General features: G+C 29.6%; 18 protein-coding genes. 1 reads left to right on the forward strand and 17 read right to left on the reverse strand.

What is annotated here, in order from left to right:
• Window positions 1-166: 166 nt before the first annotated feature.
• The 13 genes from HGI79_RS07980 to HGI79_RS08040 all read right to left on the reverse strand — a co-directional run bounded on the left by HGI79_RS07980 (window position 167) and on the right by HGI79_RS08040 (window position 17262).
• Window positions 167-1483, reverse strand: coding sequence for a nucleotide sugar dehydrogenase (locus HGI79_RS07980; RefSeq protein ID WP_185650162.1), 1317 nt, complete (start codon window positions 1481-1483; stop codon window positions 167-169).
• A gap of 83 nt (window positions 1484-1566) precedes the next feature.
• Window positions 1567-2769, reverse strand: coding sequence for a maltose ABC transporter substrate-binding protein (locus tag HGI79_RS07985; RefSeq protein WP_185650164.1), 1203 nt, complete (start codon window positions 2767-2769; stop codon window positions 1567-1569).
• A 28-nt stretch (window positions 2770-2797) separates the two neighbouring features.
• The gene (murJ, locus tag HGI79_RS07990) at window positions 2798-4345 is read right to left on the reverse strand and encodes a murein biosynthesis integral membrane protein MurJ (protein WP_185650165.1); all 1548 of its coding nucleotides are present in this window, start codon (window positions 4343-4345) and stop codon (window positions 2798-2800) included.
• Between the two features lie 16 nt (window positions 4346-4361).
• A complete protein-coding gene (locus tag HGI79_RS07995) occupies window positions 4362-5372 on the reverse strand; it encodes an acyltransferase family protein (RefSeq protein ID WP_185650166.1) in 1011 nt (336 codons plus the stop codon).
• Between the two features lie 72 nt (window positions 5373-5444).
• Window positions 5445-6815 carry an O-antigen polymerase gene (locus HGI79_RS08000; RefSeq protein ID WP_185650167.1) on the reverse strand — a complete coding sequence of 457 codons (1371 nt, stop codon included), beginning with the start codon at window positions 6813-6815 and terminating at the stop codon, window positions 5445-5447.
• A 26-nt stretch (window positions 6816-6841) separates the two neighbouring features.
• A complete protein-coding gene (locus HGI79_RS08005) occupies window positions 6842-7843 on the reverse strand; it encodes a glycosyltransferase family 2 protein (RefSeq protein WP_185650169.1) in 1002 nt (333 codons plus the stop codon).
• A 27-nt stretch (window positions 7844-7870) separates the two neighbouring features.
• Window positions 7871-8983 carry a glycosyltransferase gene (locus HGI79_RS08010; RefSeq protein WP_185650170.1) on the reverse strand — a complete coding sequence of 371 codons (1113 nt, stop codon included), beginning with the start codon at window positions 8981-8983 and terminating at the stop codon, window positions 7871-7873.
• A gap of 26 nt (window positions 8984-9009) precedes the next feature.
• Window positions 9010-10206 carry a glycosyltransferase family 4 protein gene (locus HGI79_RS08015; protein WP_185650172.1) on the reverse strand — a complete coding sequence of 399 codons (1197 nt, stop codon included), beginning with the start codon at window positions 10204-10206 and terminating at the stop codon, window positions 9010-9012.
• A gap of 35 nt (window positions 10207-10241) precedes the next feature.
• Window positions 10242-12083, reverse strand: a complete 1842-nt coding sequence (locus HGI79_RS08020) for a nucleoside-diphosphate sugar epimerase/dehydratase (RefSeq protein WP_185650173.1) — start codon at window positions 12081-12083, stop codon at window positions 10242-10244.
• Window positions 12084-12353: 270 nt separating this feature from the next.
• Window positions 12354-13274 carry a UTP--glucose-1-phosphate uridylyltransferase GalU gene (galU, locus tag HGI79_RS08025; RefSeq protein WP_185650176.1) on the reverse strand — a complete coding sequence of 307 codons (921 nt, stop codon included), beginning with the start codon at window positions 13272-13274 and terminating at the stop codon, window positions 12354-12356.
• Between the two features lie 30 nt (window positions 13275-13304).
• Window positions 13305-14378, reverse strand: a complete 1074-nt coding sequence (locus tag HGI79_RS08030; protein WP_185650177.1) for a M48 family metallopeptidase — start codon at window positions 14376-14378, stop codon at window positions 13305-13307.
• A 339-nt stretch (window positions 14379-14717) separates the two neighbouring features.
• Complete coding sequence (locus HGI79_RS08035; protein WP_185650179.1) at window positions 14718-16451, reverse strand: phospho-sugar mutase; 1734 nt, start codon at window positions 16449-16451, stop codon at window positions 14718-14720.
• Between the two features lie 238 nt (window positions 16452-16689).
• Window positions 16690-17262 (reverse strand): 50S ribosomal protein L25, encoded by a 573-nt coding sequence (locus HGI79_RS08040; RefSeq protein WP_185650189.1) that lies wholly within the window; start codon window positions 17260-17262, stop codon window positions 16690-16692.
• Window positions 17263-17492: 230 nt separating this feature from the next.
• Between HGI79_RS08040 and HGI79_RS08045 the strand changes: the two genes are divergently transcribed.
• Window positions 17493-18953, forward strand: a complete 1461-nt coding sequence (locus HGI79_RS08045) for an aminotransferase class I/II-fold pyridoxal phosphate-dependent enzyme (RefSeq protein ID WP_185650195.1) — start codon at window positions 17493-17495, stop codon at window positions 18951-18953.
• A gap of 521 nt (window positions 18954-19474) precedes the next feature.
• On the opposite strand, the gene HGI79_RS08050 is transcribed toward HGI79_RS08045, so the two are convergent.
• The 4 genes from HGI79_RS08050 to rfbB form a co-directional block, all read right to left on the reverse strand.
• Window positions 19475-19918 (reverse strand): DUF523 domain-containing protein, encoded by a 444-nt coding sequence (locus HGI79_RS08050; protein ID WP_185650197.1) that lies wholly within the window; start codon window positions 19916-19918, stop codon window positions 19475-19477.
• A gap of 14 nt (window positions 19919-19932) precedes the next feature.
• Window positions 19933-22293: an endonuclease MutS2 gene (locus HGI79_RS08055; RefSeq protein ID WP_185650199.1), complete on the reverse strand. Its 2361-nt coding sequence runs from the start codon at window positions 22291-22293 to the stop codon at window positions 19933-19935.
• Window positions 22294-24693 (reverse strand): DUF3656 domain-containing protein, encoded by a 2400-nt coding sequence (locus HGI79_RS08060; RefSeq protein WP_185650201.1) that lies wholly within the window; start codon window positions 24691-24693, stop codon window positions 22294-22296. It abuts the gene before it with no gap.
• 346 nt (window positions 24694-25039) lie between these two features.
• Window positions 25040-26110, reverse strand: a complete 1071-nt coding sequence (gene rfbB / locus HGI79_RS08065) for a dTDP-glucose 4,6-dehydratase (RefSeq protein WP_185650202.1) — start codon at window positions 26108-26110, stop codon at window positions 25040-25042.
• Window positions 26111-26131 lie beyond the last annotated feature (21 nt).

Consider the following 26131-nt stretch of genomic DNA (forward strand, 5'->3'; position numbering starts at 1 on the left):
TAGAAAATCTTAGGAGCTTTAATATGTTTGAGGTACGAGTTTATCAAAGCTTCTTAGATTTTCAAAAACACGAACTTTAGACTGATTAAAAGTTTTTAACGTGCTGAAGTTTGGTAACATATCCGGTCGTATAAGTTAAATTTTCACTATAGCACCCTATAACCTCTTATAGTTTATGGATTTTTTCTCTATTATTTTTAACATCTTTTGTAGCATTTCTTGTGTCATACACTATCTTAGCTCTTGAAACAATTTCTTCATATTCATAACAGCTGTGATCTGTAGTAATAAGAACTATATCAGATTCATCTATTACTTCCTTCCAATCTACAGTATTGTATAATTTACCATTATGTTTGAATTGAGGTATATATGGATCGTTTATTATTATTTCAGCACCATTCTTCTCTAAGTGTTCTATTATCTTAAGTGTTGGTGATTCTCTTGGATCATCTATATCTTTTTTATAAGCTGCACCTAAAAGAAGTACCTTTGAACCATTCATTGCCTTTTTGTGTCCATTTAAAAGTTTCATGGCGTTATCAACTACAAATTCAGGCATAAGGTCGTTTATTTCTCCAGAGGTTTCTATAAGTTTTGTATGATAATCATATTCTCTAGCTTTCCATGCTAAGTAAAATGGATCTAGTGGTATACAATGTCCGCCAAGTCCTGGACCTGGATAGAAGGCCATAAATCCATAAGGCTTAGTTTTGGCAGCATCTATGACTTCCCAAACATCTATACCCATTCTTTTACACAATATAGCCATTTCATTAGCTAAGCCTATATTTATATTTCTGAAGGTATTTTCAAGTATTTTCTCCATTTCAGCTACAGCAGGAGATGAAACAGTAAATACTTCTCCTTCTAATACACTTTTATAAAGTGCAGCTGCTACTTCAGTACATTCTGGAGTACATCCTCCAACTACCTTTGGAGTATTCTTAGTTTTAAATTCTTTATTACCTGGGTCAACTCTTTCAGGTGAGAACGCTAAGAAAAAGTCCTCTCCACATTTTAGCCCAGTTTCTTCTAATATAGGTCTTAAAACTTCTTCTGTAGTTCCTGGATAAGTTGTACTTTCAAGTACTATAAGCATACCTCTATGTAAGTACTGAGCTACACTTTTAGTTGAATTTACAACATAGGAGATATCAGGCTGCTTATATTTATCTAATGGCGTAGGAACGCATATACATACTGTATCTACGTCTTTTACAAAACTAAAATCCATAGTTGCTCTTAATTTTCCTGATGCAACTAATTCTTTTAAATCCTCATCAACTATATCACCTATATAGTTGTGACCTTCATTTACTGACTGAACTTTTTTATCTTGAACATCAAATCCGATGACCTCATATCCTGCTTTAGCTTTTTCAACAGCAAGTGGAAGTCCTACATAACCTAACCCCACTACACCAAGTTTAGCTGTTCTATTCTTTAACTTTGACATTAATTCGTCTTTTAACTGTGACATTTTTTTACCTCCTAGCTTTACGCACTCTTACGTTTTTCATTATAATATAATCAATTTTTTTTGTCATCTTTTGTTTTTCTAGTTTATTGCTTTTCTTTTTTTATAAATTCTTTTATTGAGTTTTCTATTTTATTACCACATTCTTTAGGAGATATTTTACCTGATGTAAGAAGCATTAAAGTCTTACTGCTGTCCTGAAGTGCTTGTATTTCTGTAACATTAGGTATTAATTCTCCATATTCTGCTTGTTTAACAAACATTTTCTCTTTATCATTATTTTTTACTTGTGGAATCGTATTTTCAAGATTTAAAGCTGGTAATCTACCTACTGTCTTAAATAAAGGTTCTGGAGTTTTTTCTATTAAATATTTAAATAAATCCCAAACTTCTTTTTTATCCTTCGATTTACTTGTTACAAAAGCATCTTTACAGGAAACAAAAGTACTCATCTGTTTACCATTATAGGTAGGAAGCTTAGCTACCGCATAATTAACACTAGAAGTGTCAATATCGCTTATATCAGAAGATGCACTAAGATAAAAAGCAATTTTACCATCTTTAAATTTGTTTCTAGCCGTAATTCCATCAATATTATCTGGCATCAATTTATATTTTTGTACCATGTCTTGAACTATAGAATATCCTTTAACAGCGCCATCACTGTTTAATCCTATATCTTTAATATCATACTTACCATTATTCTTTTTGAATATGTATCCTCCATTAACCTGTACAAATGGAAAACTTAAATAAAAATTATTTATATCATATTGAAATCCTAACTTTTGTCCTTGTGATATCAGCTCTTCTAATGTTTCTGGTGGAGTCTTTACTTTATCTTTATTATAATATAATGCATAAGTTTCAACAGATATAGGTACCCCATATAATTTATTGTTAAAAGTAACTGTTTCCAAAGAAGATGCTGTATACTTGCTCTCATCCAAAAATCCCTTAGGAAGTTCTGCTAACAGTTTTTCATGGTTTAATTTATCCATTCTATCGTGTGAAATTCCAAATTCAATATCTGGCTGCATATTTTTTTTTGAAGCTTCTATAAATGCTCTGTTGTCCCCCTTATCAGTGTATACCTTAACTTTTTTTCCGGTTTCTTTTGCCCACTGCTGTGCCGCAGCATCAACTTCTAGTACTTCATAATTTGATAAATTGCACCAAACAACTATTTCATTGTTATTTTTACTTTGTAAATTTTCACAACCTGATAAGCTTACTAAGAACATTAACATTAATAATGTTAACGCCACAACTTTATAATACTTTCTCATGAAAAAATCCCCTTCTCCTGCAAAATACTTAGCCTTTAATTCTAGACTTTATTACATTAAATATGGTCATAAGTTCTTTTACCCTGAAAATTAGAAGCATAATTACATATACTAGAACTCCTACAATTGCACATAATATAATTATAGTTAACTGACCTTTAGTGCCAGTTAAAAATACTTTCAAATAATCATTTATAAAATATATAACCAACCCCATAACTCCTGAAGCTGCTATTATTTTAGAACCAGTTACAAACATTTCCATGCCATTTACACTACCAATTTTTCTTTTTAAATCAATTACAAGCAAAATACAACTTACTAGTGCTGATATAGTCGTAGCTAAAGTAAGTCCTCCAATACCCATAAGCTTAACCAAAAACAAACTACATATAGCACTTACTATGACTCCAACAGCTCCGTTTATCATAGGAGTCTTAGTATCTTGAATGGCATAGAAAGCCCTATTGAACACATCCCTAACTCCCCAAAATATTATACCTGAAACCAAGTAGAAAAGAGCAACAGAGGTCATTTTTACTCCTCTTTCATCGAAAGCTCCATGCATAAACAACACACTAATTATAGGAATTCTAAGAATTAATAATCCTACACAAGCTGGTATAGTAACTAAGTTAATATTGTTTACTGCATTAGTAATATGTGTTTTAAAAGTATCATATCCTTTTGAACTTCCTTCTCTTGATAAAGAAGGAAAAATCACTGTAACTATAGCAGATGCAAAGGTAAAATAAATCAATTGATTTAATTTGTTTGCAAAATCTAGAGCAACTAAACTCCCTTCTGGTAATCCATATGCTAAACTGTTCTGTATAGCTACATTTATCTGACTTACGCCTGTTCCAATTATTATAGGTGCTATAAGCAGAAACATTTTCTTTATCTTAGGGTCCTTTAAATTTATTTTAAACCTATATTTATACTTATTTCTTAAAAGCCACGGTATCTGTGTAAGTATTTGAAGACCGTTACCTACCATAGTTATAACCGTAAGTCCTACAATTCCATATTTATGTCCCATAAGCACATATAATATCACTGGAATATTAGCCACTATGCCTACTAAAGCTGGAGCAGTGAAGTCATCTAATGCTTGAAGAATAGCTGTATATCCACTAGTTAACCCTAAAAATAATATATTTATCATACTTATTTTAGTTAAATATATTACTAAATTTATATTATGAGCTTTATCTTTTGATGCCGATGTAAGTACCCCTACAATTTCTGGTGTGAAAATCCACCCTATAAAGCAAAGTATTAATGATACAATCATTAAAATATTCATTACAGAGTTAGCAAATTCAAACATCTTTTCTTTTCCGTTCTCTTTGTATGTTTCACTTAAAATTGGTATGAAAGTAGTTGTAATTGCTAACCCAAATATTCCAAAGAGAATATTTGGTACAGTTAGTGATAACAAATAAGCACCATATGTATCTGTAGCCCCAAAAGCACCTCCATTTAAAGAATCTCTTAAAAACCCTGTAGCTCTGCTTATAAGAGAAACAACCATTATTATTACTGCAGCTTTTGCAAGTGTTTTTTTACTCATATTTTCCTCCAAAACTCTATATTCTTGTATTTCCTAACAAGACTTTATCTAATATAGGTATCTTTTTTAATATTAAATTAGATAATATTATTGGTAACAATCCTGCAATAAGCATCATTATAGTTACAAAAGTGTAATTTAGCTTTAACATTTGAAAAAGTATTACTCTAACTCCAGTTTGAAAAAACCAAGAAAATAGATATATATCATAACTATAGTTTCCAATAAACTTAAGCTTTTCGCCAATTTTATTGTTAACAATCAAGTAGGAAACATTTATAAAAAGCAAACTTCCAATTAAAGCTGTAGTTAAACTATATAAAGGATAAAACTGTGCTGATACATTCTTTAAATTAATTAATACAAGTACTATAAATGAAGTAGCAATTAAAAGCTTCTTATATTTAAATTCAACATATTTCTTATAAATACTATTAAAATATATACCTAGATAAAAATAAAATAAGTAATGAACTATTCCCCAAGCATAAAATAAAGACACCTGTTTAAAATGTATTAGGTTTAGAATAGCTGTTATTAATAGCACTATTCTTATAGGTATCTTATTCAACAACGGTGCAACAGCAAATATGAAAAATAGTGTATATATAAACCAAAAGTATTGTATAGGAGTACCTGTATGGTTTATTGTTCCATTTCCCGTAGGGTATAATATTAAATCAATAATTAAGTTATCTATCAGTATAGGTCTTGCTGCATACCTGTTCATATATAGTTTTATAGGAATAGCAATTAAGGATACAGCAAAATAAGGTATTATAAGCCTTTTAAATTTGCCTGATATAAATTCCTTATATTTAGATAAACTTGATATATTGTATATTTTATAAGCAAAAAATCCTGATATTATAAAGAATAAAGGCATATGAAACGAATAAATAAATTTATATAAATATTCATAAACAAAACTATTATTAAACTTATCATCCGGAAAAGAATGTCCAAGCACTACTAAAAAAATGCCTATGCCTCTAGCTATATCCATATCCTTATAATACTTTTTCATTATGTTCACTCCTAAACTTTGTATACTAAAAAAGGGAAACTTATTAATAAGTTGATCCCTCAAACTAATATGTCATATCTCTTCTGGTAACAAATAAGCTAAGAATAAACCAATTCCTAATCCACTAGTAAGCAGAGTAGTTAATAATGGTCCATTAAATAATGTCATTATTCCACCGAAAAGCAGTGATGCTACTAAGCATACATTTTTCTTTTCTACATATTTTACTAAGAATAGTATGAAATAAAGTAATACTGCAAAAACTATCATACCTATAATCCCAAAGTTCATATATGCATCTCCATACCAAGTAACATTTAATCTCATATCTGGCTTTCCATAATATAGAGTGCCTAAGTAGAGAGAAGGTTCCATCTTATATACATTACTAAAAAAGTGTCCTAAAATACTATGTGATAAGTATACTTTAGGGTACATCCAGAAGAAATCATAATACTGTAACGCAATTAATGATGGCCATATAAATGCCCTTACAATAGTAGGAAGATATATAGAGTAATAACTTGGGTAATAACTAAGTACAGATAAGATTCTAGAATTAAACATATGAAATTGTTTCACCATTGATATAGTTCCGTCTATTATTGCTATTAATGCAACTCCTACTATAGACTTTTGTATAAAACTTTTATTTATTCCTTTGTTCAATATTAATCCGAAAAAGGGCGCCAAAACAAGTGTAACGAATAAACTCTTGTAGGCAGTGTAAATATAAAGTATCAGTTCTAAAAAAATAGGTAAAGGCGTAAGCTTATACTTTTTCTTGTATATACAATAGGTTAACATAAATGGGTTAACTACATTTCCCATCCATTGGACAAAGTAATCACCAAAACGATCTACAGAAGCCCTATAATTTAAACGTACAGCATATACATCCTTAAACGCCAATTTAATATCTTTAGGTAACCCTAAAGTTATAAACAAATAGCCATATGCAACAAGTATAAATACAAACATAAATATCCAAAATACTCTTTTATTTAGACTTAAATTAGGGAAATTTATATTAAATCTTGAAACTAAGTACATACCCAATACACATAAAATCTCAATAGTATATATGTATATTAATACGTTCTTATTGTCTGCAATGCCATTAAATATGTACACAACTAAAATCGGAATAGCACTTAATAATGTAAATAACATCCAGTATAAACTAGTAAGACCTTCGATTCTATCTGGTATTAATAAAACACATGCAGCTACTATAAGAACAAGTGCGGGAAGAATTTTAATAGCTCGTATAACCTCACCTGGATTAATAAAAAAATTAAAAGATAAATAAGGTTTTGATGCTACCCAATAACCAACACATAAAATTGCTACAAATAGTATGTAAAAAATTAGTGCTATAAGTTTATTCTGCTTTCTATCACTACTAAAAATATTCGATATTTTTTCACAAAATTGTTCCATTTTGTTTCTCCAATCTCTCTAGTTAGCTATACTTTATTTTTTCTAAATAATTGTTGAAAAAATCCTATTAGAGTTCCAAATCCATAGCATATATGCAGTGTAAAGAATAAAATAAATAATAAAGGTACATACTTTATTCCTTTTTGTGAAGCAATTCTCAAACATTCAATAAAATCAATTGTAAAATAACTTCCAAGTGCTATAATCTCTATTATTTTACTCAAATAAGAAAAATTTAAAAGTACCCCAAAACAAACTATTGTCAACATAAAAATAAGTGGTACTAAATGTCTTATTCTTATTATTTCCCTATTGTTAACTATTGAATTTCCTATGGCTTTTCCATTAGAATAGTTTTGTGCTAATAATTTTTTCACACTGCTTCTAGGTTTGTAATATGCTATTATATTTTTATTTTGATAAATTTTATAACCACTTTTAGTGATTCTATTGTTCATATCGTTATCTTCACTTCTATGAAGTTCTTCGTTGTAAAATCCAACCTTATCAAATATCCATCTCCAAAAGGCTCCGTTCCATACAGTATCAACAAAGCCTTCATAGTCTTTCTGTCTAAACTTGGCAACTCCTATACCAAATTTGCTCTCATGTAAAAATACTATACAGTCTTCTATATAATTACCTGAAGTAACTAAATAAGTAGGCCCTCCAACATTAACAACATTTTCATCTTTTAAAGTATTAAGAGTTTCAACGCATTCCTTAATATAGTTTTTATCATATGCAGCATGAGCATCAATTCTTACTACTATATCACCCTTAGCCATTTTAATTCCTGAATTTAGCCCCGCTGACTGTATTCTTTTATGATTATCAACTATAACTATTCTTTCATCTTTAAACTTATTGATAAGTTCTCGAGTTTTGTCGGTGGACATACCATCCATTATCAGTATCTCTATAATGTTTTCGTAACTTTGATTAAGTATTGAATTTAAGCAATTTTCTATGTGTTTTTCTTCATTAAACACTGGTATTATTACAGAAACCGTATTATCATAAACCATAGTTATCTCCTTCTGTAAAACTATAAACTAAACACTATAAATTTCTTTAAGTCTTTGTTCATTTGATTCCCAAAAATAATCATCTTTAATTTTTCTCATATTTTCTAATATAGTTTTCTTCTCATTTTTGTCTTCTACTAAGTTTCCTATAATTTCTTTAAGTTCCTTAGTTAAGTTTTCTCCAGATATTCCATAGCCTATTTTGTTTTTTTGGACCTCATATCCAAACTCAGTATTTATATTTGCTATTATAGGGGTTTCTGTTATTATGCTCTCATAAAATTTATTAGGCATAGAAATAGTTGCTGTATTTCCTGGGTAAAATGCGTATGTAACATCTATATTTCTATATAATTCTTCTAATTGATTTATTTTGAATGCTCCTTGAATCTTTACATTTGAGAATTCCTTTGCATATTCAGCCAATTTCTCTGAATAGATTCCTTTTCCGCATACTACAATTTCAACTTGTTCTTTATAAGGTTGAGATGCATCTATGAGAGCTTTCATTTCATCATAATATCTAACAGATCCTATAAACCCTATTCTTAGCTTATTACTTGGTATTTTTTCTATATTATTAAATAAATCTTTATATGGAGCATTATTTACAATATAAATTTTCTTACTTATATCTTTGTATACTTCTCCCATTTTAGGTGTAACTACAATGTGAGTATCAACAGCCTTTAACATACTTTTTTCTTTCATAATAATAAAATTATAAATTAATTTATTTAGAAACCCTGTTCTATCTAGAAAGTACGTATAAAATAAATCATGCTCATCATATACTAATTTTAATTTTAATTTCTTATTTACACTATATCCAATAAATAATCCGTCAAAATCATGACAGTGTATAGCATGAAATTTTTTGATTTTCATATATTTTAAAACATCTTTTTTAAATTTTAGGAATTTAAATCCTTGTTTATATCCTGACCCATATTGAGCATCTCCAAAAAATCTTACTATTTTTATTCCATCTATATTTTCCTCTGGCTTATCAATGTAAGTACCTGATCTATCCCAGCATAAAATAGTTATGCTGTGTCCTAGTTTAGTTAGTGATTTGGCTTCCTTATAAACTCTTGGATCAGGATCAAAACCATTAGTTAAAATCATTGCAATATTCAAATTTATATCACCTCGAACTGAAATCATTATTCGTTATTATTTAATAAATCATTATAAATATCAATTGTTTTTTGAGCGTTCCTCAACCAAGTATATTCATTAAGAACAGTCTTTCTGCCCTGTTCCCCAATGGCCTTAGCTTCTTCTATGTTTTCTAATATATATTCTAGAGTTTTAACTAAGTCCTCAACATTATGAGGTTCTACTAAAAAACCATTTTCTTTATTGATGATAACATCTTCTATTCCTTGGCCTTTTACGCCTATTACTGGAACCCCATTATTCATCGCTTCAATATATACTATTCCAAAGCCCTCTTGCCAACTAGGCAGAGTAAAAATATCACATTTAGCCATATATTTTATTACTTGAGAGTGAGGCAATTTACCTAAAAATATAACATTATTATTTAAGGCTAAATCATCTACAAGCTTTCTTAAGCTTTTATCTTCTTCTCCACCACCAATAATATAGTATTTTATATTTGGATGTTTTTTTACTATTTGAGACATAGCCCTTATATTTAAATCAATACCCTTAGTTTTTATTAACGAAGAAACACTTAAAATAGTGTATTCCGAATTTTGTTCTATAATGTTATTGCTATCATCATCTTTATATTCTTCTGGATTTATTCCATTATTAATTACAACAGTTTTACTTAGTACTTTTTCATCTTCGATCATATTCCTCAGCTTGTTACTTACAGTTATAACATTATCAGCATTACATAAAACTCTCATAACATTTCTCTTGCAAGCCATATTTTTTCTCATTGTGTACTGAAAATCTTGACCATGTATAGTAACTACAAAAGGAACCTTATACCTTCTACTTAGTATCATTGATGAAAATCCTACTGGTATAGCAGTATGTGCATGTAATATATGAAACTTAAATTCTTTATGAACTTTCTTTATTAACTTTTTTATTCCTAGATACATGAGAAACCCTGAGTATTGTAGTAAGATACCTCTTGGAATCTCAATATACCTAGGATAAAACACTTCAACTCCATCAATTACTGCATTATCAGGGATATCAATGTAACCTTTAAGCTTTTTACTTATTTTCAAAAACTTAGGTACGTACGGTACTGGGCATATTACTTTAACCTTACAACCTTCTTTTATGAGTTTTTGAACTTGTTTATGAACAAAGATGCCTAATACACCATTAGATGATGATGGATACATGTGCGAAATAACTAGTATATTCTTCATTAATCTATTCATCCTTTTGTTATTATTAATATAATTTAGTTCTTTTTACGTTTATATGTTGGTACTTTTTTCTCCATAAGATTAAATATCTCTTCTCTTCCCATATTAGTTACTTCCTCAAATTCTTTTATAGATTCTTGTACAAAGTTTATATCTATTTCATTTGGTTTTTCAACAAATATCTTATTGTGTTCTGTGGAGGTTAATGCTATTTCATTCATTAATAGTTCCTCATATAGTTTTTCTCCAGGTCTAAGACCAGTATATTCTATCTTTATGTCTACATCTGGCTTATACCCTGATAAGCTTATTAAATCTCTAGCCAAATCTACTATTTTAACTGGTTTTCCCATATCAAGTACGAATATTTCACCGCCCTTAGCTATTGCACCTGCTTGAATAACTAATTGAGAAGCCTCAGGAATGGTCATAAAAAATCTATTTATTTCTGGATGAGTAACTGTTACTGGTCCACCATGAGCAATTTGTTTTTTAAACAAAGGGATTACAGAACCATTGCTGCCTAACACGTTTCCAAACCTTACAGCTACATATTCAGTATCACTTGCCTTGTCAAAAGCTTGAACCATAATTTCGCAAAATCTTTTTGTAGCCCCCATTATATTAGTCGGATTAACAGCCTTATCTGTACTTATTTGTACAAATTTTTTCACACTAAATTCATTACAACAGCTTAATATATTATAAGTTCCAATAATATTGTTTTTTATAGCTTCCGCTGGATTTTCTTCCATTAATGGAACGTGCTTATGAGCTGCGGCGTGAAAAACCACATCTGGTTTATATGTATGAAATATATCTTTCATACGCTTCATATCTCTTATGGATGCTATAATTACTGCTTTATCTATGTCTGGATAGTTATAGTTCAACTCCATTTGTACATCATACACGTTATTTTCATATATATCTAATATTAAAAGCTTTTTAGGATTAAATTTTGCTATTTGTCTACATAGCTCTGAACCTATAGAGCCACCTCCACCTGTAACAAGTATTACCTTATCTTTTATATATTTATTTATATTTTCATTATTAAGTTTAACCTCTTCTCTTCCAAGTAAATCCTCAATATTAACATCTCTTAATTTTGTTATACTAACTTTTTCATTAATTATTTCATATATTCCGGGTATAGTCTTTAATTTACAGTTAGTATTTTTACAGATATTTACTATTTCTCTTTTTGTCCCCAAATCCGTTGACGGTATAGCTAATATTATTTCTTCAACATTTTTATTTTTACATACCTCAATTATCTTGTCTCTTCCACCTAAAACTTCTATACCATTGATTAATCGGCCTTTTTTTGCAGAATCATCATCAATTAAACCAACTAAATTATAGCTTAAGTCTTTATGTTTCTTTATTTCCTTTATCAATAATGCAGATGCATCTCCTGCTCCAATAATAAGAAGATTTTTCATTTGTTTTCTTGATACGCTATTTTCTATTCTATCTCCAATTACTCTATATATAAATCTAGTTCCACCTAAAGCTACTACAGATAAAATCCAAAAAATTATATGCACTGTAAAAGGAAATCTGTAATATCTATTTTCCAAAAACTTATAATTTACGCAATAACTATAAATTATAAATATTACATTGGATACAGAAAGCGAATATACAATAGATATTAACTCCTCAACAGATGCATATTTCCATATACTATTATATAAATTAAAAAATCTATTACACACTAGCGTTATAATCACTACTGGAACTATGGACAACTTTAAAAACACCGTATATTCTTGGGGTATATTAAAATCAAATCTAAGTAATAAAGCAAAATATAATGAAACTATAAGAAAAATCACATCATATAATATAAGCTTTTTATCTTTCTCCATACTAACACTTCCTCAAAAATTATTGTAAAAATTCCAGGCTCAAACTCTCTTTATCTATTTTACCTCATAGAAAAAATTATTCAATACATTTTTTTTAATAAAAAGTAAACATATTGAATAGTTATACTGAGTTTTACTTTATTTCTATTATAGATAGCCATGCCCGAAATTTAAGTTGTGGCTATCTATACTTATATCTGTTACTTTAAAATATTAATATGTAAATACAAAAAAACCACTTAAATAATTAAGTGGTTTTCCTTAAGTATTCTATTTTTCTAACTTATTTTCATTACATAGTTCATTGTATACTTCTTTAAACATTTTATTATTTTCCAAATTTAAAAGATATTCCATAAATGGTTTCCTTAATTCTTCTCTTTTTAAAGCATATTCAACTGTTGCTTCAAGAAAACCTAATTTGTCACCTACATCATACCTTCTTCCTTCAAAGGTATAAGCATACATGGCTTCAATTGATATGAGAGTTCTAAGGGCATCTGTAAGTTGAATCTCTCCGCCTTTTCCTGGTATAGTGTTATCAAGAATTTCAAATATAGCCGGGGTAATTATATATCTTCCTAAAATGGCTATATTAGAAGGTGCCTCTTCAATTTTAGGTTTTTCTACTAGATCCTTTACTTTGTAAACTCTATCCTCTATATACATTCCTTTTACTATTCCATATTTATACACTTGGTTATCTGGAACCTCTTGTACCCCTATAATTGATGTTTTATATTCATTATAGCAATCTATAAGTTGTTTTAAACAAGGAACCTTACTATCAACAACATCATCACCTAACATTACAGCAAATGGCTCCTTACCTACAAAGGTTTTAGCACAACTTATAGCATGTCCAAGCCCCTTAGGTTCTTTTTGTCTTATATAATAAATATCAACCATATTAGATATATCCTTAACGATATTTAACAAATCATTTTTTCCATGAAGTTCTAATTCATTTTCTAGTTCTACAGATTTATCAAAGTGATCTTCTATGGCTCTCTTGTTTCTTCCTGTTATTATAAGTATCTGTTCTATGCCTGAAACAACCGCTTCTTCAATAATATACTGTATTGTTGGTTTATCAACTATAGGAAGCATTTCTTTAGGTTGAGCCTTTGTAGCTGGTAAAAACCTTGTTCCTAGTCCTGCTGCTGGTATTATTGCTTTTTTAACTCTCATATAGAACTCCCCTTTACTATAATTTTAACCCTAAATATTCCCCAAGATGTTTTCTAATTGAACCACTATTTCATCTTTAGAATCTAGCTTCTTCGCAATATCTAAGTGAATTCTTGCATTTTCTATATCACCATCATTTAAATAACACATAATAAGATTTGTACATATCTCAACAGACTTAGTAACTTCAAAAGCTTTTCTAAGATATGCTATTGCATTTTTATAATCACCAATAGAAGCATAATTTATTCCTAATTCGTTAACCACTTCCACAATATTATTATCTATACTCATAGATTCATTTAAATAATATATAGCTTTTTCATAGTTTTCTAATATTCTATAACATACTGCTATATAATAGTACAAAGCAGCATCATTTCCAAACTCGCTAAGTAAAGGCAACAATACTTTTAGAGCATTCTTTGGATGGTTATAAACTAATTTTTTGCCTTCTTCATAACTTATTACTAGTTTGAGAGACTCCTTAAGTTCTGTTACCTCTATAGTTTCTTCTCCACCTCGTGAAATATAATTATTTATGCAGAAAAGAGCTTTTTCATAATCTCTTTCTTCTTTCCTCATAATAGCTTCATAAAAATATGGTGTTGCATAATTTTCATTATCCTTAGCCTTTTCTATGATTTCTAATTCTTCTTCTTTATACATTTTATCCTTATTTCTCAATTCATCAACAATCAATATTAACTTATCTAAAATTTCAATGCTGCTATCTATTTCTAATAATCCTTTGAGCAGTATATATGCATCTTCATAATTTTTATTTTTAACCTTTTCAGCTATTCTTCCTTTTATAAATTTATCACTGTTATTTATGTGCTTTAATATATTTTTATACTCTTCATTAAAGCGAAAGGATTTATCTGCTCCTAATACATAAATAATTCCTTCTATAAAAAAGCTTAAAGGAATTTGATCTACACTTTCTTCTGCCTTTACCTGATTTACTATGCTATCAGATTTTACTGGTATATATATCTCTTCTGATAGTTCTACATTAAATATCTTCTTTATATTTTCTTTTGATATTTCTAAGAATAATAATTTAGACAATTTATCAGCAAAGTATGATTTTATATCCATATTACATTAAGCACCTTCTTTTCTACATAATTATAGTACCATTTTTTCTATATGAATTTTACTACATTATAAATAAATAATCAAAACATAAAAAATTTAACTTATACGTAGGGGTATATTACCAATGTTGAAGTCACATTTAAATATTTTTTTATTAGTCTTAGTGAAAATTTGAGAAAAAATCTTAGAACTTTAGATATGTTTGAGGTACGAGTTTATCAAAGTTCTTAGATTTTTCTCAAATTTGAACTTTAGACTAATTAAAAATATTTAACGTGACGAAACATGGTAATATATCCCGGAGTATAAGTTAAATTTCGGGCACGGGTATCTATATACTTACTGATTGCAAGCTTTATCTATAATCTCACTAATCTGCTTTTCAAATTCATCCATTCTTAATTTTGCATCTTCAATACTTTCTCCAGTAACAGATAAATAAATTTTCATCTTAGGCTCAGTTCCAGATGGTCTTACTACAAACCAAGAGTTATCTTCAAGTATAAATTTAAGTACATTAGATTTTGGTAAGTTTATGTTATTTTCTGATATGTTAACTAAGTCTTTTTCTATACTAAGCTTATAGTCCATCTTTTTCGTTATTTTAGTATTTCCTACGCTGTAACTCATAGAATGTCTTAAATACTGAAGAGCCTTTTCTATTTTTTCTTGTCCTTCTTTCCCTTGTAATTCTATTGAAATTAATTTTTCTTTATAAAATCCATATTCTTTATAAAGTTCCATTAGAGCATCATATAAGCTTATCCCCTTATTCTTATAATAAAGAGTCATTTCACATATTAGCTCTGCAGCTATAACTGCATCTTTATCTCTTACAAAGTTTCCTGCAAGATATCCATAACTTTCTTCAAAACCAAATAAGTATTGTTTATCATTATTTTCTTCAAACTCTTTTATTTTTTCTCCTATATACTTAAATCCAGTTAGCACATCTATTAATTCTATATCGTATTCTTTTGCTATATTTGCAGCCATTTCAGTAGTAACTATCGTCTTGATTACAACACCATTGTTAGGTAGTTTATTTAATTCTTTTAATGATGATAGTATATAATGTGTTAAAAGAACCCCAGTCTGGTTACCTGTAAGTACCTTATACTCGCCATTGTTGTCTTTCACAACCATTCCTATTCTATCACAATCTGGATCTGTTCCAAATATTATATCAGGTTGAACTCGTTCAGCCATACTTAAAGCAATATTAAATACCTTTGGATCTTCAGGGTTAGGATATGCTGCTGTAGGGAAGTTTCCATCAGGCTGTTCTTGTTCTTTTACTATAGCTACATTATTATATCCTAATTCACTTAATACTCTTCTTATAGGCATATTCCCTGATCCATGTATAGGAGTATAAATTATATTTAAATCCTTCGCATACTGACTTACAAGGTCTTTTCTTATAGTTAGGTCTTTTACCTTTTCAATATAAGCCTTGTCAACCTCTTCACCTATTATATTTAAAAGACCCTTTTTCTTTGCTTCATTTAAATCTACACTTTTTAATTCAGCAAAATCACGTATGCCTTCTATGTAAGAGAGTATTTCTTTTGCTGCTGCATCAGTAACCTGTCCACCATCTTCTCCATATACCTTATATCCATTATATTGTTTTGGATTATGTGAAGCCGTAATAACAATTCCTGCTTTACTCTTCAAATGTCTTACGGTATAAGATAACATTGGTGTTGGTCTTAAGGATTCGAATAAATTTACTTTTATGCCATTAGCACATAATGTTGATGCAGCTGCTTCTGCAAATTCTTTAGACATTATCCTAGAGTCGTATGCTATGCTTACAGATATATCTTTCTCATATCTTTTTATTAAATACTCTGCCATTCCTTGAGTAGTCTTTCCAACAGTATATATATTCATTCTGTTGGTTCCCATACCAATAATACCTCTAAGTCCACCTGTTCCAAATTCTAAATCCTTATAGAATCTATCCTCTATTTCTTTTTCATCCGTTATGTTTACCAATTCCTGTTTAGCGGTTTCATCTATTAATTCTGATTCTAACCATAAATTGTATTTTTCTTTGTATAACATTTTTTACCTCCACCCCATGTAATATTTAACAATTAATATTATACTATAAGTTATTAAATAAAAGCACTCTTAAAAATACTCTATTTATGTATACAAAACGCCAAAAAACAATAATTTACATTGTTTTTTGGCGTTAATCGACATTAAATGATATTTAATCAGAGTTTTAATTTAATACTAACATTAAATTAAATTTAAAATTAAATTTTAAATTTTAAATTTAGGTTAAATATTAATATTAATCTTCTACTGGAATATCTGATGGTTTATTATTTTTAGTTATTAAAGCTATTAGAGTATTTGCATTCTCTATAATTGATATATCTTCAGCTAGCTCTATGTCTGCTATTCTATAGGTTTCCCCTGCATTTAATGAAGAAATATCTACACTTATAAACTTAGGCAGTATTTCAGCTTTACACTGAACTCTTACAGTATTTATTTCTTTTTGCACAGCTTCCCCTCTTTTCATTACCAAGTCCTCACCTTTAAACACAATAGGCACTTCTGCTCTAATTGTCTCATTTTCAGGCAATTCTTCTAAGTCTATATGCATAATTTTACGTTTCACAGGATCCCTTTGTACTTCCTTAATTAAAGTTTTATGTTTTTGTCCATCAATTTCTACATCTAATATACCATGTTCACCATTCTTATATACTTCCTTATGTAATTCAATTTCCCCAATCTCAAACATGAAATTATTTATTGTCTTTCCATATAATACACCTGGTATAACTCCTTTTCTTCTCTGTCTCCTTGCTCCATGTCCTGTACCTTTTTCTCTCTTATGTAATACTAAATTTTCCATTCTTATATTCCTCCTAGTTATGTGCATATCTACTATTTATTATTTACAAAGTTTTCTACATTATTCATAAATTATGATGTTCAAATATTTATTTTATAAAATTTCCTCTTATTGTTGCATTTATAATTCATTTAACATATAATTATATTGGTTTATAAGAAAATACATGCCAACCCTTGAACTATCAGTGTTTGAGGGGATATTTTTATGAAAGAAGGTGCTTTACCAAGGTGTATAGATTAGATCAAAATGAAACTCCTTTATTTGACGCATTGATGGAATATGTAGATAGAGAAACTATTCCTTTTCACGTTCCTGGACATAAAAAAGGAATAGGTATAGATGAAGAATATAAAAATTTCATCGGTGAAAATCCTTTTAAAATAGATGTTACTGTCTTTAAATTAGTTGATAGCCTTCATCATCCTACTGGACCAATAAAAAAAGCTCAGCAATTAGCTGCTGATGCATACGGTTCAGATGCAGCATTTTTTTCTATACATGGTACATCTGGCGCGATACAGGCTATGATAATGTCTGTAGTAAAAGCTGGAGAAAAAATAATAATCCCAAGAAACGTTCATAAATCAGTTACTGCAGGAATCATACTAAGTGGTGCAATACCTGTTTATATGCAGCCTGCCTTCGATAAAAAGGTTGGTATAGCACACGGAGTTACCCCAGAAACTGTTGAGAAAACTTTGAAGGAAAATCCTGATGCTAAGGCAGTTTTAATTATAAATCCTACCTATTATGGGGTAGCAACAGATATAAAACGAATAGCTAATATAGTTCATTCATATGATATTCCTTTAATCGTAGATGAGGCTCATGGACCGCACCTTGGTTTTAATGATAAATTACCAACATCAGCTATGCAGGCTGGAGCAGATATTTGCGCTCAAAGCACACACAAAATAATAGGAGCACTAACACAATGTTCTCTATTGCAAGTAAATTCTGAACGTGTAGATGTTAATAGAGTTCAGCAACTTTTATCTTTGTTACAGACTACATCACCTTCATATATATTGATGGCATCACTAGACTGTGCAAGAAGACAAATTGCTCTTAATGGAAAAGAGCTTTTAGATAAAACTTTAGAATTAAGCAATTATGCTAGAGAAGAAATTAATAAAATTCCTGGTTTTTATTGCTTCGGTGAGGAAATTTTAGGAAATGAGGGCGTTCATGCTCTTGATCCAACTAAAATTACAGTAACTTGTAGAGATTTAGGCATTACTGGTTATGACTTAGATATGATACTATGCAATAAGTATCATATTCAAGTTGAGCTTTCAGATCTATATAATGTATTAGCAGTAGGCTCTTTTGGAGATACTAAGGAAAGTATAGATGCTCTAATACATGCGTTAAAAGAAATTAGTAAAGATTACTATGGAAAGGGCAGTAGAAAATCAGACTTTATTGATGTGCCTGCAATTCCTGCTCAGATTAAAATACCACGAGAAGCCTTTAATAGTTCTCGAGTTTCAGTACTTTTAAAAGAAAGTATTGGAATGGTAAGTGGAGAGTTCCTAATGGCTTATCCACCAGGCATACCTGTACTATGCCCTGGCGAAGAAATTACCGAAGAAATAGTTAACTATGTTCAAAAACTTAAGGAAACTGGATTATATGTTCAAGGTACAGAAGATCCAGAAGTTGAATATATCAAAGTAGTTAAATAGACTAAAATCAAGAGGTGGCGAAAATTTAAATATTTCTCCACCTTTTTATTATATATGCAATTTTAAAGTATTGATTTAGATAGAAACTTATAGGGTTCGTGCACTGAAACTCAACTTATACTCCAGAATATGTTGCCAAACTTCAGCATGTTAAAAACTTTTAATCAGTCTAAAGTTCGTGTTTTAAGCAGAGAGCCAAAATCTGTGATTTTGTGCGAATCGCTTACTCATCTGACGTAAGGAAGATGAGTTTCATAATGAAATAAGAACCTTCTATAAACTCGCTTCACTCTGTCGGACCAACTTATCAATTACCATTGATAAGTCGCTCGTTAAAAGCCATTTAGGCTTTTAACCAATCTAAGGTTCTAAGATTTTCTAAAACACTTGACTAAGACTGATAAAAAAGTTTTTAAATGTGCTTTCAGTTTTGTCAACATATTCCTAAGTATAAGTTAAGTTTCAAGTCTGGAACCCTATAATATATTCCGTAGTAATAAGTTAAGTTTCTATCTAACACCCTAAATGTCATTCTCTGTATAAACTTTAATTCCATTTGACTCTAAAAGTTCTGCAGTTACCCCGTTTCCATCTATTTTGTTTCCTGTAAAACTTCCATCGTATATCTTTCCATATCCACAAGAAGGACTTTTAGCTTTTAAAATAGTAACCTTAACTCCACATTCTTTTGCTATTTTAAGTGTTTCATAAGCTCCCCTTATAAAATACTCGGTACCATCGCCACCCTCTTTACTTATGACCTTAGCTCTACCTTCAATTACATCCTTTCCAGTACCCTTATATATTTCATGAGCTGGTCTCGGAGTACACATCCCACCAAGTTGCTCAGGACACACTGGAATAGCTTTTCCTTCCTTCAACAAATTAAATACTTTCTCATTTTTGTTACTATCCCCATCATACCTAGAATTTATCCCACACAAACAAGCACTAACGATTATCATATTATCACCTCTTATTACCTTAATACAACTACTGTAACTCCAGTACCACCTTCACCATACTCTCCTAATCTATAGTCCTTTACATGTGAATGTCTTTTTAACATATCAGTAATAGCGTTTCTTAAAACACCTGTACCCTTTCCGTGAATAACTGTTACTTCGTTAAGTCCAGCCATATAAGCATCATCCAAATATTTATCAGTACTATATACAGCTTCCATGGAATCCATACCTCTTAAATCTATTGATGTAGGTACAGATCTTAAATTCAGTTTTGCTTCTCTTTTAACCTTCTTTTTAGTTTCGGCACTTACACCTTTAGATGCTCTTAAATCTTTCAGCTTTACACTTATCTTCATTATTCCAGCCTGAACTTGTACTTCGCCTTTGTTATCTGGTTTAGATAATACTATAACCTTCTGATTTAACGATGGAAGAAAAACTTCCTGACCTTCTTTTACAGTTTTTAATTCTTCACCCTCATCCTTCTTCACTAAGTTGGCTTTTTCTTCTGCTTTATTAAGTTTGTCTTTTAGTCTTCTTCTTTCCTCTTCAAGCTTCTGTCTTACATCTGAACTGTAACCCATTCTTTCAAGATCTCTGATGTTTTTAAGAATACTATCAGCCTCTTCTTTTGCTTCTTTTATAATTTTCTTTGCTTCTCTTTGAGCTTCAATTATAGCCTTATCTCTTACATTTTGTAAGCTATATAACTTTTCCTCATATTTCTCTTTAACTTTAAGTACTTCATTTTTTAAACTTGATGCTTCTCTAGCATCATTTTCAGCCTTTATTTTCTTTTCTTGAAGGCTTTGAATTAAATCTTCAAATTGTAATGTTTCACTAGCAATGCTTTCCTTAGCATCACTAATTATATAATCTGGAAGTCCAAGCCTTCTAGAAATTTCAAAAGCATTAGACTTGCCTGGAACCCCCACTAAAAGTCTATGGGTTGGTTTTAAGGTTTCCACATTAAATTCTACAGATGCATTTTCTACTCCTTCGGTTTTAAGTGCATATGCTTTAAGTTCACTATAATGAGTTGTAGCTACTATCTTTACTCCTCTTTTTTTCAAGCTTTCTAATATAGAAACTGCTAAGGCCGCACCTTCTGTAGGGTCTGTTCCTGCGCCTAATTCATCAAATAGAGCAAGAGACTTATCATCGGACTCATTAATAATTTGCACTATATTAGTCATATGAGATGAAAAAGTTGATAAGCTTTGCTCTATACTTTGCTCATCTCCTATATCAGCAAATATCTCCTTAAAGAAACCTACAGTTGAATTTTCTTTTGCTGGTATCATAATTCCACTCATAGCCATAATATGCAGCAGTCCTATAGTTTTTAATGCTACAGTCTTACCACCAGTATTAGGTCCTGTTATAACTAGTGAGGTAAAATCTTTTCCTAAATACACACTGGTTGGCACTACAATTTTAGGATCTATAAGAGGATGTTTACCTTCTATAATATCGATAATTCCATTATCATCAATATTAGGACAGGTACAATTGTATTCACTAGCATATTTTGCTTTAGAAAAAATAAAGTCCAATTCCCACACAATATTAGCATTATTTTTTACTATAGTTATTTCACTATGAACTTTAGCGGACAGTTCTGCAAGTATTCTTTCTATTTCAGCTCTCTCTTTGAGCATTAATTCTTTAATTTCATTATTTAAATTTACAAGACTCATAGGCTCAATAAATAAAGTAGCCCCACTAGAACTTTGGTCGTGAACAAGTCCATCTACAGCTCCCTTATACTCAGCCTTTACAGGGAGTACATACCTATCCCCTCTCATAGTATATAAATTTTCTTGAAGGTATTGAGAATAAGTCCTTATAAGAGAATTTACCTTATCTCTTATAGATGAATTTTTATCCTTCAATGATTTTCTAATATTATAAAGAGTACTACTTGCTCTATCGGATATTTCATCCTCACCAACTATAGCCATAAATATCTCATCTTCTAGTTTTTTTATAGGTCTTATACCTTCGCATATGTCTTCTATAACACGAAAAGATTCTTCATCTTCCTTATGAAATACATACTCCTTAAATCTTCTAGCACACCTAAGTAATGCTGCTATTTTTAAAAGTTGCCCTGGTACAAGTATAGATCCCTTCTCCGCTCTACTTATTCCCTCTCTAACATCGTACACACCTTCAAAAGGGGGTGAACCTTTTGTAAATAGTAGTTTTAGTGCTTCTCGAGTCTCTTCTAAATGTTCTTTAACTTCATAAACATTGTCGTAGGGTTTTAAATCCTCTATTAAATCCTTTGCCGCACCAGTATTAGTATATTTTTTTAGTTTATCTTTTATTTTGTTAAATTCTAATATCCTCAAAGACCTTTGGTTCATCTATTCCACTCCTCTTTTATAATGTCCTCTAGTAAAATTGCTAAAATCACTTTCCCATTTCTTATGCCTTAATGCATTTAATATTCTTTTTGTTTCATCGTAATTTTCATCTATGAAATCTGCTCTATAAGACTTTATTCTTATAGATTGTAAATCTTCAAAATTAGGTATCAAATTAATAGGCACACTATTATAAATATAGCTTCTACAGAATTTATCCGTCCTTATTATAAATTCTTCACCTTTTCTATCCTTTATTATAAAATCTCCTTTTCTACAAGCTCTATTACAATTATCACAAGCTGTTTTTCCACCAAAAGTACTTCCAACAGCACAATACTCACTGACCATGAGCTCGGTTTTTCCATAAATAAGAATTTGTACAGGAACTTGTGTATTTTTCACTAATTCTTTCAGTTCTTTTCTATTCAATTCTGAACTTAAACAGCTTCCATTCATAAAGCTTTTATAAAAATCTAAAGCTTTACTATTAAATACATTTAGCTTATAGTCTCCAATTATATTTGTCTTCTTACTAAATCTACTTATTAACCCTAGGTTTGCTGTTATGATACCTTCTATATTATCTATTTCTTTTTCAATTGCATCACATAATTGTTCGAATTCACTTCTTATTATATTAGTTAGTTTAAAAAACACTTTTCTTCCTTTTAATTTATCTAAACATTTAAATCCTAGTTCTCCAAATGGGTTTACAGCGACATAAGAAAAATCAAATTCAAGAAATGCCTTTAGCTGTTCTTCGTCATTTATAAATATTATAGTTTCTGGCATTTCATTATGCTCTTTAATTAATTTGTTATCAATGTTATCCTCTTTATTATTCTTAATACTCTCTGAAACTTTAAGCTTTTCAGTATTTCTAAGTGTTATTACGTAACTCTCAATCTCCTCTATTAATTTTCTTCTTACTTCATTTATAGCTGAAACAGGTAAAAAACCCTGTTGGAATGCTTGGAACTCTATATCACTAAACTTAAAAGGAACATCTCCAGTTTTACCTAAACTCTCTTTTATTCTTTCTTTATCAAGTGGTTTCTTTAATGCAGTCTGAACTATTTCTCCTTTAACTTGAAAACTCCTATTTTTATACTCTATTTTCAATTCTATAGGTTCATTAACTTTAAATTTAACTAAAAGATTTATGTCAATTTTTCTTTCATAAGGGTTTTTATAAAACCTTTCCAGTTTATTAAGTAATTCTAAATCTGAAGTTTTATAAAGTATATCTCCCTTTTTATAGTTTGTAGGTAGTAATTTTACACGTTCTCCTACATAAGCAGTTTCAACCTCTTTGCCATCTTTAATTATTTTAGAAACTGTAAAGCCACTTTCACCACTTCTAATTCCATCTTTTAGTGCTATATTTTCCTTCAGTTCTATTATGAAATCTTTTTGAACTTTTCCAAGCTCTAATCCCATATTTTTAGGAAAAGAATAAGCCATCATATCTCTACCCACATTACCAAACAAATAAGCTTTAGAAAATCCTTCTCTATTGAATAATTGCATCAGTTTCTTCTTTTCACTTTTTATATCAAAATCTTCAGTGCTACTCAATATACCATCTGCCAAATCTTTCTTTAATATATCATCTATTGCTTTTCTATATGATTGAACAACACCAGCCACGTATTCTGGTCTTTTCATTCTACCTTCTATTTTCAAAGACGTAGTTCCGCTATATATTATATCTTTTATATTTTCTATAGTACATATATCCTTTGGACTTAAAAGATATCCTTTTTTCTCTTCTGAGTTTTTTCTATTTATTATAGTATAAGGAAGTCTACACGGCTGAGCACATCTTCCCCTGTTTCCACTTCTTCCTCCAATCATACTGCTCATAAGACATTGACCTGAATAGCATACACAAAGAGCACCGTGAATAAATATTTCTGTTTCTATATTTAATTCTTTTGATATATATTTAATTTCTTTTAAAGATAACTCCCTAGATAGGACTATTCTCTCAAAGCCAAGTTTTTTTAAAAGCAAAGCTCCTTCTGCATTATGTACAGTCATTTGCGTAGAAGCATGTAGTTCAAATTTAGGCAAATGTATTTGTATTAATTCAGCCAAACCAACATCTTGTATTATAAGAGCATCCACGCCTATACTATATAAAAACTTAGCATAACTTAATGCTTCTTCTAGTTCATTTTCCTTCATGATTGTATTTATAGTTACATATACTTTTACATTATATAAATGGCAGTAGTTAACGGCCTTTGCCATATTTTCATCATCAAAATTTGATGCATAAGCTCTAGCAGAAAACTTGTTTCCCCCTAGATAAACTGCATCCGCTCCTGCTTGCACTGCTGCATGTAAACTTTCCATGCTTCCAGCTGGTGCTAGTAGTTCTATATTATTCATTTGTTCATCTCCTATAAAATTTACTCAAACTTCATTATACAATAGATTAAGCATATTTAAAATGTTATATTCATTGTTATTTTTTCGAAGTAATTCTACTATAAATATTGTAAATATAAAGCTTTATATTTACATGATACTATACTCAAAATTATTCTATACTATAAGTATTTTATTAAAATCTAAGGATATGTTACCAGTTAAGAATTTACACTTAAATATTTTCAATAAATCTTAAAAATTTAGATTAGATTAAACTTCTAAATAACTTTTCATGAATTATTAGTAACATATCCCTTAGTATAAATAAAGTTTGCACAGAGAAGCCCTATAATAAAAATCTTAACTAAATATCAGTTTTAACTCTATTTTCGTACATATCTTTAAAGTACTTTTGATATTGACCTGAAATAACATTATTTATCCAACCTTTATTATTTAAATACCACTGTATAGTTTTTTCTATTCCAATATCAAATGTAGTCTCCGGATACCATCCTAGTTCATTTTTTATCTTAGCTGGATCTATTCCATATCTTCTATCATGTCCTTTTCTATCTCCTACGTACTCTATTAAATCTTCCCCTATACTTTCATTTAAACTTTTACTTAAGTAATTTATTACTGTCTTAGCTATTTCAATATTAGTTCTTTCATTATGCCCTCCTATATTGTAAATTTCTCCTAGTTTACCTTTATTTATAACCATATCTATTGCCTTACAATGATCTTCTACATATAACCAGTCTCTTATATTTAGCCCATCACCATAAATAGGTAATTTCTTATGATTTATACAATTAGTTACCAATAATGGTACTAGTTTCTCAGGAAACTGAAATGGTCCATAGTTATTTGAACATCTTGTTATATTTATGGGCATCTTATAGGTATAGAAATATGATTTAACTATTAAATCTGCACTAGCTTTACTTGATGAATATGGACTACGGGGATTTAATGGAGTTGTCTCTGTAAAATAACCATACTGTCCAAGTGATCCATATACCTCATCTGTAGATATTTGAATATACTTCTTACCTTCTCTAAAACCAGTTTTTTCTTCCCATACTTTTTTTGCTTCATTTATTAAAGTAATAGTTCCTAGAACATTTGTATTCACAAAAACTTCTGGTTCCTTTATACTCCTATCAACATGAGATTCTGCAGCAAAATTTACTACATAATCTATATCATATTTTTTAAATAAACCTTGTAATAATTTACTATCACATATATCTCCTTGAATGAATGTATAGTTATATTTATTATCAACTTCCTTTAGATTATCTAAGTTTCCTGCATAAGTAAGCTTATCTAAGTTTATTATCATTATATTTTCATACCTATTAAGCATATATATAATAAAGTTAGCTCCAATAAAACCAGCTCCACCTGTAATTAAATAAGTCTTCATAATACCCTCCCAATTTCTATA

This window comes from Clostridium sp. DJ247, from assembly GCF_014231265.1.